Genomic DNA, 13,324 nt, shown 5'->3' with positions numbered 1-13,324 from the left:
GCCCGCTGAAGGCCACGGTGCGCGACTGGGACGACTTCACCGGCCGGTTCGAGGCGGTGCAGCAGGTCGACGTCCGCGCTCGGACCGGCGGCTATCTTCAGGCCGTCCACTTCCGTGACGGCGAGGTGGTGCGCAAGGGCCAGCTGCTCTTCACCCTCGATCCTCGCCCGGCCCAGGCGCAGCTCGCCGCCGCTCAGGCCCAAGCCGGGCAGGCCCGCACCGAGCTGAAGCGCGCCGAGAGCCTGCTGGCGGCCAAGGCGATCTCCCAGGAGGAGTACGAGAGCCGCCGCTCGGCGGCCGCCGTGGCGGACGCCACGCTGCGCGCCCGGCAGCTGGATGTCGAGTTCACCCGCGTCACCGCACCCACCGCCGGGCGGGTCTCGGCCCGGAGGGTGGATCCCGGCAATCTCATCGCCGGCGGCACATCGGCGGGCGACGTGCTCACCACCATTGTCTCCGCCGACCCAATCCATTTCATCTTCGACGCCTCCGAGGCGCAGCTGCTGAAGCTCCAGCGGCAGGCCGGCGGCGTGACCCCCGCGCCCGTGCAGGTGCGCCTGCAGGACGAGGCGGAATATCGCTGGGAAGGGACCGTCGACTTCCTCGACAACACCGTCGACCCGCAATCGGGCTCCACCCGCGTCCGCGCCCTGATGCGCAACCCCAAAGGCTTCCTGAAGGCCGGCATGTACGGCGCAGCCAGGATGGCCGGCGCGGGCGCCTACGAGGCCCTGCTCATCCCGGAGACCGCCATCGTCGCCGACGGACCGCGCAAGGTGGCCTATGTGGTGGCCCCCGACGGCGCCCCGCAGAGCCGACCGCTGACGCTCGGCCCGGTGATCGACGGCCTGCGGGTGATCCGCGCCGGTCTGCGTCCCGACGACCGCGTGGTGGTCAATGGGGTCCAGCGCGTCCGGCCGGGACAAAAGATCCAGGCCCGCAACGTCGCCATCAGCCGCCAGCCCCAGGCCGCCGCCCCGCGCCCCGCGCCCAATGCGGCGCCGGCCTCCACCGGCTCCATCCTCCGCTAGGCCGTCCCACATGAAGTTCTCCCGCTTCTTCATCGACCGGCCGATCTTCGCCGGCGTGATCTCGGTGTTCGTGGCCCTGCTCGGCCTGTTCGCCCTGCCGCAGCTGCCGCTCGCCCAGTACCCGGAAATCGCCCCGCCGACGGTGTCGGTGATGGCGAATTACCCGGGGGCCTCAGCCGAGACGCTCGCCGAGACCGTCGCCGCCCCCTGGAGCAGGAGATCAACGGCGTCGAAGGCATGCTCTACATGACCTCGTCGTCTTCCAACGGCACAGTCCAGCTGACGGTGACCTTTGAACCAGGGACGGATCTCGATTCGGCCCAGGTGCTCGTTCAGAATCGCGTGGCGCTCGCCGAGCCCCGTCTGCCCGCCCAGGTCCGCCAGATCGGCGTCACCGTGAACAAGCAGCAGACCGGCTTCCTGATGCTGATCGCACTGACCTCCAAGGATCCGGCCGTGGATGTCGATTTCGTCGGCAACTACGCCAACTCCACCTTGCGCGACCGGCTGCTGCGGGTGCCCGGCGTTGGCGGCGTGCAGCTGTTCGGCGGCGGCTTCTACTCCATGCGGATCTGGATCGACCCGCAGAAAGCCGCCGCCCGCAATTTGACCTCGCAGGAGATCGTCGCCGCGCTGCAGGCGCAGAACGTCCAGGCTTCGGGCGGAGCGCTCGGTCAGGCCCCGGCCGATCGCGGCGTGGCCACCCAGCTCCCGGTGGAGGTCCAGGGCCGCCTCGGCACGCCCGAGGAGTTCGCGAACGTGGTCATCCGCACCGACGCCGAGGGCCGCGTCATCCGCGTCCGCGACGTCGCCCGTGTTGAGCTGGGCTCGCAGGACTACAGCGTCCGCGGCTATTTCGGCGGCGAGCGCGGCATCGGCGTCGCGGTCATCCAGCAGCCCGGCTCCAACGCACTTTCCACCGCCGCCGGCGTGTTGAACGCGGTTGAAGCGGCCAAGGCCGACTTCCCGCCCGGCGTCGCCTATACGATCCCCTACAATCCCACGGAGTACGTCCAGGCGTCTGTCGAGGCGGTGCAGCATACCCTGCTCGAGGCGGTCATCCTCGTGGTTCTGGTGATCGTGGTCTTTTTGCAGACCTGGCGGGCGGCGATCATCCCCATCCTCGCGATCCCTGTCGCGTTGGTCGGCACCTTCGCCGTGCAGCTCGCGCTCGGCTACGCGATCAACTCGCTGTCTCTGTTTGCGCTCGTGCTCGCCGTCGGAATCGTCGTCGACGACGCCATCGTCGTCGTGGAGAATGTGGAGCGGAACATGCGCGAGGGCCTCTCCCCTCGCGAGGCCGCGTACCGCACCATGGACGAGGTGAGCGGCGCCGTTGTCGCCATTGGCCTCGTGCTGCTGGCGGTCTTCGTGCCCACTGCCTTCGTGCCCGGCATTCCGGGCGAGTTCTACCGCCAGTTCGCGGTGACGATCGCCGCGGCGGCGACCATTTCGCTGCTGATTTCGCTGACGCTGTCCCCGGCCCTCGCCGCACTGCTGCTGAAGCCGCACCGCGAAGGGCACCACGGTCCGCGCTGGCTGCGCCCCCTGCAGCGCGCCGGGGATTGGTTCAACCAGTCCTTCGACGCGCTCTCCGAACGGTACGGTCGCATGACCGCCCGCCTGCTTCGCGCCAGTGTGATCGTGCTGGTCGTCTACGGCGGCCTGCTGACCGTCACCGGCTGGCGTCTCATCGCCACGCCCACGGGGTTCATCCCGCAGCAGGACCAGGGCGTGCTGATCGGCGTCGTCCAGCTGCCGCCGGGCGCCTCCCTGGAGCGCACCGACGCTATTGTTCGGCAGGCTGCCGCCGAGGTCGCCCAGATGCCTGGCGTCGAGACGGTCGCCGCCATGGCCGGCCTGGACGGGGCGAGCTTCTCCAACGCGTCGAACGCCGCAACCATGTTCATCCGCCTGAAGGACTGGCAAGAGCGTGGCTCCGCGCTGGGAGCCGACGCCGTCGCGGGCGCGATCATGGGCAAGCTGGGCGCCGTCGAGGAGGCCAACATCTTCGTCCTGTCCCCCCCGCCCGTGCAGGGCCTGGGCAACGGCGGCGGCTTCAAGCTGATGGTCCAAGACCGCTCGGGGCTGGGTTACCGGGAGCTCGAACAGGCGGCCAATGGCTTGATGGGCGCCGCTTCCGGCACGCCGGAGGTCCAGGGGGTGTTCAACCAGTTCAACACTGGCGCGCCGCGCGTCTCCGCCGATGTGGACCGCGACCGGGCGCTGATGATGGGCGTCCAGCCGCAGGCCATATTCGACACCCTCGGAACCTACCTGGGCTCGACCTACGTCAACGACTTCACCCTCGGTGGCCGCACCTTCCGGGTGACCGCCCAGGCCGAGCCCTCCGGCCGGGACGAGAAGGCAGATATCGCCGACTTGCGGGTCCGCTCCGCCGGCGGCGAGATGGTCCCCGTCGGATCGGTGGCGCAGCTTCTGGACGACACTGGCCCCACTCGTGTGGTCCGCTTCAACCTCTTCCCTGCAGCGGAGGTGATCGGTTCGGCCGCCTCCGGCGTCTCCTCGGGGGAAGCCCTCGGAACCATGGAGCAGCTTGCCGACCGAACCCTGCCCCAGGGCATGGGCTACGAGTGGACCGAACTGGCCTTCCAGGAGAAGGCCGCCGGCAACTCCGGCGCCCTCGTGTTCGTCATGGCCGTGGTTCTGGTGTTCCTGGTGCTGGCCGCCCAGTACGAGGCCTTCACCCTGCCGCTGGCAGTGATCCTGATCGTGCCCATGTGCATCCTGGCGGCGCTCGTGGGCGTAAGCCTCCGGGGCATGGACAACAACATCCTGACCCAGGTCGGCATGGTGGTGCTCGTGGCGCTGGCCGCGAAGAACGCCATCCTCATCGTCGAGTTCGCCAAACAGGCCGAGGAGCGGGACAGACAGAACCGTTTCCAGGCGGCGGTCACCGCCGCCCGGACGCGCCTGCGGCCGATCCTGATGACCTCCTTCGCCTTCATCCTGGGCGTCGTGCCGCTGATGCTGGCCACCGGCCCAGGCCAGGAGATGCGCCAGGCGCTCGGCACGTCCGTGTTCTTCGGGATGCTGGGCGTGACATTCTTCGGGCTGGCCTTCACCCCCGTCTTCTACGTGGTCTGCCGCAAGCTCGCCGAAAGGCTTCCGAAGCGGGCGCCCAAGGCAGCTGCGCCGCAAGCCGCAATTAAAGGGAGCCGCCCGTGAGCGCCCGCAATCTCTCGACCGCGGCCGCTGCGGCCGTCCTCCTCACTGCCTGCGCCACCGGGCCTGACTACAAGGCGCCGGTCGCCCCGCCCGGAACCGGCGGCGGCTTCGTCAGCACCGCGGTCGCTCCGGTGAGCGCCGACCAGCCGCCCGCCGACTGGTGGCGCCTGTACCAGGATCCCGCGCTGGACGGCCTGATCGCCGAGGCCCTCGACAACAATCGCGATGTGGCCGTCGCCGCCGCCAACCTCGCCCAGGTCCGCGCCTCGCTCTCGGAGGCCCGGGCCGGCCGGCTCCCCGGCACGACGATGAGCGCCGCCGCCGCCCGCAGCCGCCAGCCCGACGCCACCGGCCGGATGGTCGAGGCGGACACCCTCTCCACCGGCCTGGACGTATCCTACGAGGTGGACTTCTTCGGCCGCGTCGGCCGCTCGATCGAGGCCGCCCGCGCCGAGCGCGACGCCGCCCGGGCCGCCCTCGACGTGGTCCGTGTCTCCGTCGCCGCTGAGACGGCCCGGGCGTACGCCGACGCCTGCGCTGCCGGCGCCCAGTTGGCCGTGGCCCAGCGCACCCTCGCGCTGTCCGATGAGACGGCCGGCCTGACCCGTCGTCAGATGGAAGCTGGCCGCGGCACTGGCCTTGACCTTTCCCGCGCCCAGGCCCAGGCCGAAACCGCGCGGGCCGCCATCCCGCCGCTGCAGGCCCAGCGCGACGCCGCCCTTTTCCGCCTGTCGGTGCTGGTGGGTCGTCCGCCGGCCCAGGTGTCGCCGGAGGCCGCCGCGTGCCAGGCGATCCCGCAGATCACCGCCGCGCTTCCGGTCGGCGACGGCGCCGCCCTCCTGGCTCGCCGCCCCGACGTGCGTCAGGCCGAACGCCGGCTCGCCGCGGCGACGGCGCGGATCGGCGTAGCTGCCGCGGCGCTCTATCCACAGGTCACCCTCGGCGGGTCCGTCGGCAGCGTCGGAGGCGGCGGGCGGGGCTTCGGCGACCAGGTGTCGTTCAGCGTGGGTCCGCTGATCAGTTGGAGCTTCCCCAACATCGCTGTGGCCCGCGCCCGCATAGCTCAGGCCGACGCCGCGACTCAGGCCGCGCTCGCCACGTTCGAGCAGACCACGCTCACCGCGCTCCAAGAGGCGGAGACGGCGCTCAGCGCCTACGGCCGCGAGCTCGATCGCCGAACTGCCCTGCGCAGGGCGCGGGACCAGAGCGCCGAGGCCGTCCGCCTGGCCCGCTTGCGACATGCGGCCGGTCTCGACAGCTTTCTCACCGTGCTCGATGCGGAACGCACATTGGCCGGCCTGGAAGCCCAGCTCGCCCTGTCGGAAGCGGCTGTGACGTCCAACCAGATCAGGCTCTTCAAGGCGCTCGGCGGGGGTTGGGAGCGTAGGGCTCTGTAGGCGTCGGGAGAGTCCGCCGCTCCCCCGCCTTGTGCGCGGCGGCTCGCAGGGGCCCGCGGCCCGAAGCCCGGGCGGAAGAGCGGCGAGGTGGCATCAGCCGCCGTTGAGTTCACCAGGCAGCGCGGCCTCTAAGTCATATCCATGGCGAACGTTTGGACGAAGCTCGGCCTCTCTCCGACCGCGCTGCATAACCTGCGTCGCGGCCACCCTTTGAACAGCGATGTTGGATCAAGGCCTCGAGGCGCAACCGGGACGCCCGGGAACTCGCCGCAACGCAGAAAGTGCCGGCGCAGGTCGGACGCGCATGTGGGCTGATGCCCTAACGCCATGGTGGCGGCTCGACATGCCGGCTCCTGAAGTTCCGGCGGCCAACGCCGCACTGGCGGCCGTCTACGCCGCCCTGGAAGAAGGCAGCTTGGATGCGCCACCCGGCGCGCGCCGTGATGACGGTGCGGAATCAGGTGGAAGGCGCCCTTCGCGCCGCATTGCTCGCGCGGGGGCGGTCCCACTTGCAGTTTGTCCGCGGCGCTCTTGACACCGCAAGCCCCCGGGGCGGCCCTGACGGCGGACCTGCGACCGCTCCATTTCATCACCGAGACAGGCTTCCATGAGCACAGCGCCGACGGCGATTGGGTGGTGTCCCCGGACGTGGTGTAGCTGGGCGGTAGCGAAGCCGCTCGCGGAGCGCGCCCCTACAAGGCGCCGTAGGGAGCGAGCGGCGTAGCGGGGTGGTCATCCGCGATCTTCGGTTAGGGTCGGGTTTGCAGACACAAACCCCAAACCAGGAGACCGAAGATGACCGACGACATGATCGCCTTTCGCGGGCTGATGGAGAAGAGCGCCGACGCCGATTTGCTGCGCGAGATGATCGGCTTCACCGCCCAGCGGCTGATGGAGCTGGAGGTGGGCCAGCTCACCGGCGCGGGCCATGGTGAGAAGAGCGCTGAGCGGCTGGTCCAGCGCAACGGCTATCGCGATCGGGATTGGGAGACCCGGGCGGGCACGGTGGAGCTGCGGATCCCGAAACTTCGGAAGGGCAGCTACTTCCCGTTCTTTCTCGAGCCGCGGCGGCTGGCCGAGAAGGCGCTGACCGCAGTGATCCAGGAGGCCTACATCCAGGGCGTCTCCACCCGCTCGGTGGACGACCTGGTCCGGGCCTTGGACATGAGCGGCATCTCCAAGAGCCAGGTCAGCCGGCTGTGCGAGGAGATCGACGAGCGGGTGCAGGCCTTCCTGGAGCGGCCGATCGAAGGCGAGTGGCCCTACCTGTGGATCGACGCCACCTACGTGAAGGTGCGCCAAGCCGGCCGTGTCGTCTCGATGGCGGTCACCGTCGCCGTCGGCGTCAACACCGACGGCCGGAGAGAGGTGCTCGGCATGGGCATCGGCCCGTCCGAGGCGGAGACCTTCTGGACGGAGTTCCTGCGCAAGCTGGCCCGCCGCGGCCTGCGCGGCGTCAAGCTGGTGATCTCCGACGCGCACGAGGGCCTGAAGGCGGCCGCCGCGCGGGTGCTGAGCGCCACTCATCAGCGCTGCCGCGTGCACTTCGCCCGGAATGCGCTGGCCCACGCCGGCAAGAACGGCCGGCGGGTGGTCTCGGCGCTGATGGCCACCGCCTTCGCGCAGGACGACGCCGAGGCCGCAAAGGCCCAGTGGCGCAGGGTCCCCGACCAATTGCGCCTCAAGCTGTCGAAGCTCGCCGAGCTGATGGAGCGGGCCGAGGACGACGTGCTGGCCTACATGAGCTTCCCCGCCGCCCACCGGGTGAAGATCCACTCGGTCAATCCCATCGAGCGGGTGAACCGGGAGATCAAGCGCCGCACCGAGGTGGTCGGCATCTTTCCGAACGAGGCCGCGCTCGCCCGCCTGGTCGGCGCCATCCTGCTCGAGCAGTCCGACGAATGGGCCGTCCAGCGCTCCCGCTACATGCCGCTGGAAAGCTTCGCACTGCTCAGCGATGATGCCCTCGTCAGCCTGCCCGCCGTGGCCGCCTGACAAGTCCGGCCCAGCTGGAGAGCGCGGTGATCACACCGCCGAAGCTACACCACGGCTTGGGACACGATCGGCGATTGGCAAGCGCGGTTGGAGTGGCTCAGGCCGCCGATGATGAACCGGATCATTTTTCCGATCTCTCGCACTCGCTCACCAGATCAATTCCTGAGCGGTGGATGGGGTCGGGCGCGGCGGCCAGCCTTGCGTTATGTGATCGATCCGATCATCCCCGTCCCATGGCGCCCTTGACCTTTTCTCCCAGCGACTATCGCCGTCTTGCGACCGTGCTCCGCACCCTCGCTCGGACCGGTGCTCGACCTGTCTTGGTGCGGTTAGGTCTGCTTCGCGGCGCAGCCCCAGACGAGGTCGCCGAGGGCGCGGCATACGAAGGCTTAGTCGCGGCCCTCGAGGAGCTCGGCCCCACGTTCGTGAAGCTTGGCCAAATCCTGGCGACGCGGTCGGATCTGCTTCCGCCGGCGCTGACGGACCGGCTGAGCCGGCTTCACGCAGACGTCTCGCCCGCGCCCTTCGAGTGGATTCGCGAACAGCTGGCGATCGATCTGGGCGGCTCACCGGACGAAATCTTCGCGGAATTCTCCTCGACGCCGATCGCTGCGGCCTCGATCGCGCAGGTCTATGCCGCGCGGCTTAGGTCCGGTGAAGAGGTCGTCGTGAAAGTCCGCAGGCCTGGGATCGAGGCGATCATGCGCGCCGATCTGCGGCTGCTCGTGGCGGCCGCGCGTGTGGTCGAGCGCCGCGCGCCCGCGCTGCGCCGCCACCAGCCCGTGCGCGTCGTGACGGAACTCAGCGAGGCGCTTCTGGAGGAGATCGATTTGCGGATCGAGGCCCGCAATCAGTCGGAGATCCGCGAGCGGCGAACCGCGTTCCACGTGCCTCCTGTTCATGAGCGATTCACTACGGAAAGGACCATGGTCAGCACGCGCGTCCGTGGTCGCAGCCCGAACGGCGCCTTCCGCAAGGACGAGCCCGCCTTGGCGCGCGCTCTGGCGCCCGAAGCAGCCCGGGGGCTGCTGAGCATGATCCTGCTGGAGGGCGTGTTCCACGCAGATCCGCATCCCGGGAATGTTCTGGTTACGCCAGATGGCAGACTTGCTCTGCTGGACTTCGGATCGGTCGGAAGGCTCTCGGCGAAGCGGCGAGAGCAGGTCCTCGTCGTTCTCGGCTCACTGGTCGACGCGGATGTCCGGGGGGTGTCCGATGTGCTGATGGACTGGTCTGGGCGCTCGGGCGCCCCGCCGCCTGGGCTCGAGCAAGCTGTCGACAGGTTCTTCCTGCGCTATGCCGCTGACTCAGGCCGGCCGATCCGGCTTGCGGAGGCGATCTCCGAATTCATCACGATCGCCCGCGAAAACGCGCTGACGCTGCCGTCGGACCTGCTGCTCTTGCTGCGCGCCCTGGGCATCGCCGAAGGCCTTGCGAGAACGCTCGATCCAGACCTAGATGTTATCGCCGCGATCGCGCCCGTGGTCGTCAGGGCGTTCGCCGCCCGGTTTGAACCGAAGGCGCTGGCCGCCCGCGCGTTCCGCACCTTCAAGGAACTGGACCAGGTCCTGGCGATGGCGCCCGAAGCGCTCCGGCGTGGAATCGGACGGGTCAGCCGCGACGGCCTTGTCGTGCAAGTGTCGAGCTCCGACTTGACCGACTTGCCGCGCGCCGTGAGACGCGCCGGCGACAGCATCGCGCTTGGGATCGTTGTCGCCGCCCTGCTTGTCGCGGTCGCGATAGTCACGGTCGCGCAAGACGACCAACTCGCAGCGGTCGGGCGCGTCGCAATTCTACTCCTTGGGGGCGCCGGCCTGATCGCCTTCTTGCGCCGTCTGTACCGGGACTGACGCTTGGCGCACGGGGGCGCGCTTGGCGTCGCCGCGCGTCCAAGCGGCCTTGGTCATTTCCACCACCACCACGCCATTCTCAAGTGTCGCCTTCACCTGATCAGCATCGACGGCTTCCGGCAGATTGACGGTGCAGTCAAAGGGAGCTCCGATGCCACCGGAGCGGCGTGGACGACCGACCGCCTGCAATCGCAAACGCTGCGGTCCCACGTCCAGGATCAGGCCCTCTCTGCCATGGCCCGGGACGTCGAATTCTACGGTGACGGCCTCCACGGTCTGGCTGACGTTGAAGGGCGGACGCAAGTTCGCAGGGGAACTCACTCCCGCCTTGAGCCGGCGCCGAACGCCTTCGAGGCCCCGGCCGATGAGGCTGACGTATTCCAGCCGGGCTGAAGACACCCGCCGGCCCAACGTAAGGGACACATCACCGATCATCGCCAGCTCCTGGAAACATTTCGCTAGCTCAAGACCATGGCTGCAATGGCGGCGGATTCAAGGCGGCTCACCGCCTGACCTCGGACCACAGCTCAATGAGTTCTGCGGCGCAGAAGCCAACCACCGCGGGCACAACGGAGAGGGCCGAGTTCAAAGTGGCCATAGTCTCGGCCGCGCGCCCATACGAGGACGCCTCAGCAGGTTCCATCCCGTCTTGTGATTGAGATGTGGCCGCTACCGCCTGGAGCGCGTCGCCCGGCTCAACTATCGGCGGCCGAAGGTGGACCTGGTGCGCGATGCGCAGTGTCCCGCCCGCATCGCCGTGGGCGCCCTGCGCAACGCCGCCGGCACCCCCGCCTGCCAGACCTCAGGTTACCGGATTATGGGCTGCGCCGCGTGTGGCTATGATGTAGGATCAGGCATCGTCAGTTCGAGGCCCGGCCGCGGGCGGCTGAGAAATCCTTCGCGCTCCCGCCCCGCTCCGTCTGGTTTGGCGCAATGTCTTCAGCCGTCGTCGAAACCCTTGAGGCCCTGGCGCGCGCCACGGCCACGGCGATGGAGCAGGTCCGCCTCGTGGCGGCGTTGTCGAAAGCTCTGGAGGAGGCGGAACTCGCCCGAGACGAACTGCGCCATCGGGTGAAGAACGCCTACACCGCCACTCAGGCGCTCGCGAGCCTGACCCTGCCGCCGGACCAGGCCCGCGCGCTCTCGGCGCGCATCGCCGCCCTCGCCCGGGCGCACGACCTGTTGGACCGCAAGCTAGCGCGCCAGGACCGCATCACCCTGCAGGAGCTGATCGACGCCGAACTCGAACCCTACGGCGTCGAGCTGCCTGGACGGATCAAGGTTTCGGGCCCGGCGGTCACCTTGCGAGGCGAGCGCGCTCTGGCGCTCGGCCTCGCGCTCAACGAGCTCGCCACGAACGCACTGAAGTACGGCGCACTGTCGGTGCCGACCGGCCGCCTGGACGTGAGTTGGCGAATCCAGCGGGGCCATGTCGTGCTGGAGTGGCGGGAGTCGGACGGACCCGCGGTGCAGGGGGCCGGGATAGAGAGTTTCGGCTCCAGGCTCCTGCGTCGCCTGATCGAAGGGCAACTTGCCGGCTCGCTGCGTCGCCACCTCCACAATTCGGGCGTGACCTGCACGATCGAACTCCCCGCCCAGGAGTTGATCGGCTCGACCGTTTCCAGCGAGCCCTAGCCGCAGCGACCGGCGCAGTCTCCGCAGAAGAAGTAGAGTTCGTGCGCTCGGGCGGGGCCGCCGCCCGCTCGCGTTAGCGCCGCAGGCTTGGCAGGCGCGTTCCAGCGCACGGGCGTCGAAGGCTGCCATAAGGTCGCGGGAACGCCGGCAAGACGACGGTCGGGCTGGTGCGAAGCACCCAGAGCACAAAGTCCGGAGCCCTCAGTAGGAGGGTTTCGGCCGTGCGTCCGTCGTTGCGGCCATCTGAAGGCGCATCCCGGACGGTGATCCCCGCGCCTTGCGCAGACAAGCCTCGCAAGGGAAGGCCGCCTCGAGTGCGGCGCTTCGTCGATGGCCTCGCCGCGCGCTCGGCTTGCCGGACGGACCGGTCCCTCGCGTCGCGGCGCCCGATACTCCGCCGATCAGCGGCGATTGAGACCATGGAGGCCGAAGAGAACCAGATCCGAACGATCCGCTCCCCGCCCCTTCAGCGGGCGGCGCCTCAGAGCTGATGGAGGCGAAGGTGCTCAGTCAGAACTGTGCGCCCCCTTTGCCAGACGCGCCGGCGCGAGTTCTGCGGATACCCGCCTGCTGTTCGAGGCCACTCACGATATGGTCTAGGTGCGAAATCGCCTTCTTAAGCGCTTCTAGCTCTCCGGTCGACAAGCTGCCGAAGGTCTGACCGACGACCTCGTCGTAGAGCGGCAGCCCCTGCTCCAGCATCTTCCTACCGGCGTCAGTTATCTGAACCATCTTCGCTCTACGGTCTCCTTCGACCGGAGAGCGGCTGGCCAGGCCGTTCTGCTCCAGCCAATCGATCGCCTGGGTCACCGTTCGAGGCGCCTGATCGAAAAAGCCCGCGATATCGGTCGAGCGGCGCGGCTCTTCTGCAAGGAACGCGAGCAGCTTCAGGCGCGCCATCGACGCGCCATGGGCGGAGAGGTGCGTGTCGATTAGCCGTCGCATCCTGTACCACGCCCATCCAAACCTCGTCGCGACCGTGCGCAGCTCCTCTTTATTCGGTTCCATATGTTATGCGATTGCCACTTCTGGCGATGTGTGGCAAGGGCCGCGCCTTTCAACCAATGGGTGGCCAGGGATGGCGGATCATTCAGCGGGCGCCGTGGAGAATGGTGAAAGGACGGAGGGGCGTCGGGGTTCCCCGCTCAAGTCCGGGCGGGTTCGGCTTGCGTTGCTCCTTGGCGCAATTGCCGTCCTGATTTCTGGAGCCCTCTGGTATTCGGATTACCAGAGACGAGGCAGATACTTGCAAAGCACCGACAACGCCTATGTGTCGGCAGACTCGGTTGTCGTGGCGCCAAAGATCGCTGGATATGTCGAGCGCGTGTTCGTTACGGAAAACCAGGCGGTCAGGAAGGGCCAGCCGCTCGCGGAGCTCGATCCGCGCGAATACCGCGCCCAGGCCGAGCAGATTACCAGCCAGATCGATGCGGCGGCCGCCGCGGCGGAAACTGCGCGGTCCCAGATTGCTGAGCAGCAGGCGGCGATTGCGCAGGCGCAGGCGCAGCTAGGCGCCGCGCGTGCTGAGGCCGCGTTCGCCGGGCAGCAGGTCGCGCGCTACCAGCCGCTCGCCGCGTCCGGCGCAGAGCCTCGCGAGCGGCTGGCGCAGTTCGAGACCCAGGCGCACCAGGCGCGGGAACGGGTCGATGCCGCGCAGGCGGCGCTTCTGGCGGCGCAACGCCGTGTCAATACCCTCCGCGCTCAGGTGCGCCAGGCCCAGTCGCAGGCCGCGGCCGCACGCGCGCAACTCGCGGCGGCCCGCGTCACCGTCGAGTCGACCTCACTTAGGGCGGCGATTGACGGGCGGGTCGGTGATCTTGCGGTCAGGGTCGGCGAATTCGTGCAGCCCGGCACGCGGCTGATGACCCTGGTTCCGGTGGACCGGTTGTTCATCGAGGCGAATTTCAAGGAGACGCAGCTCGGGCTCATGCGGGTCGGTCAGCCGGTGAGCATCGAAGTCGATGCGCTGCCGGGCGTCGAGCTGACGGGACGGGTCGCCAGCTTTGCTCCCGGGACAGGCGCGCAATTCTCCGTGCTGCCGCCGCAGAACGCGACCGGCAACTTCACCAAGATCGTCCAGCGCGTGCCTGTTCGGATCGCGATCGAGGCGCGGCCGGAGGTGCGGCGGCTCCTGGTCCCCGGGATGTCGGTCGAAGTCATCGTCGACACACGCTCGGCGAAGGGCGAACTGGAGCGGATTCGGCAGGCTGCGAGCCGGGAGCGCTAA

General features: G+C 68.9%; 8 protein-coding genes and 1 pseudogene. 7 read left to right on the top strand and 2 right to left on the bottom strand.

The genetic code is table 11. The features are described 5' to 3' along the window. Nucleotides 1–17: 17 nt before the first annotated feature. The 5 genes and pseudogenes from LRS04_RS19945 to LRS04_RS19925 all read left to right on the top strand — a co-directional run bounded on the left by LRS04_RS19945 (nt 18) and on the right by LRS04_RS19925 (nt 9,462). Complete coding sequence (locus LRS04_RS19945; RefSeq protein ID WP_257817819.1) at nt 18–1,031, top strand: efflux RND transporter periplasmic adaptor subunit; 1,014 nt, start codon at nt 18–20, stop codon at nt 1,029–1,031. A gap of 10 nt (nt 1,032–1,041) precedes the next feature. Beyond that, nucleotides 1,042–4,220 (top strand): annotated as a pseudogene (locus LRS04_RS19940) (efflux RND transporter permease subunit). Further along, nucleotides 4,217–5,617, top strand: coding sequence for an efflux transporter outer membrane subunit (locus LRS04_RS19935; protein ID WP_257817818.1), 1,401 nt, complete (start codon nt 4,217–4,219; stop codon nt 5,615–5,617). The pseudogene LRS04_RS19940 and the gene LRS04_RS19935 overlap by 4 nt, the downstream one beginning before the upstream one ends. Before the next feature lie 795 nt (nt 5,618–6,412). Next, nucleotides 6,413–7,612, top strand: a complete 1,200-nt coding sequence (locus LRS04_RS19930; RefSeq protein ID WP_257817817.1) for an IS256 family transposase — start codon at nt 6,413–6,415, stop codon at nt 7,610–7,612. Between the two features lie 26 nt (nt 7,613–7,638). Next, on the top strand, nt 7,639–9,462 hold the full coding sequence (locus LRS04_RS19925) for an AarF/ABC1/UbiB kinase family protein (RefSeq protein ID WP_257817816.1): 1,824 nt from the start codon (nt 7,639–7,641) through the stop codon (nt 9,460–9,462). Here LRS04_RS19925 and LRS04_RS19920 read toward each other — a convergent pair. Next, nucleotides 9,406–9,897 carry an Hsp20/alpha crystallin family protein gene (locus LRS04_RS19920; protein WP_257817815.1) on the bottom strand — a complete coding sequence of 164 codons (492 nt, stop codon included), beginning with the start codon at nt 9,895–9,897 and terminating at the stop codon, nt 9,406–9,408. The genes LRS04_RS19925 and LRS04_RS19920 overlap by 57 nt on opposite strands. A gap of 555 nt (nt 9,898–10,452) precedes the next feature. Here LRS04_RS19920 and LRS04_RS19915 point away from each other — a divergent pair. Continuing rightward, on the top strand, nt 10,453–11,097 hold the full coding sequence (locus LRS04_RS19915) for a sensor histidine kinase (protein ID WP_257817814.1): 645 nt from the start codon (nt 10,453–10,455) through the stop codon (nt 11,095–11,097). Nucleotides 11,098–11,607: 510 nt separating this feature from the next. On the opposite strand, the gene LRS04_RS19910 is transcribed toward LRS04_RS19915, so the two are convergent. Further along, complete coding sequence (locus LRS04_RS19910; RefSeq protein ID WP_257817813.1) at nt 11,608–11,997, bottom strand: MarR family winged helix-turn-helix transcriptional regulator; 390 nt, start codon at nt 11,995–11,997, stop codon at nt 11,608–11,610. 346 nt (nt 11,998–12,343) lie between these two features. Between LRS04_RS19910 and LRS04_RS19905 the strand changes: the two genes are divergently transcribed. Continuing rightward, nucleotides 12,344–13,324, top strand: a complete 981-nt coding sequence (locus LRS04_RS19905; RefSeq protein WP_257817812.1) for an HlyD family secretion protein — start codon at nt 12,344–12,346, stop codon at nt 13,322–13,324.

This window comes from Phenylobacterium sp. J367 (genome assembly GCF_024699985.1).
In the GTDB taxonomy this organism is placed as follows: domain Bacteria; phylum Pseudomonadota; class Alphaproteobacteria; order Caulobacterales; family Caulobacteraceae; genus Phenylobacterium.
Note: the sequence above shows the minus strand (reverse complement) of the source record. Positions and strands in the feature narration are given on the sequence as shown.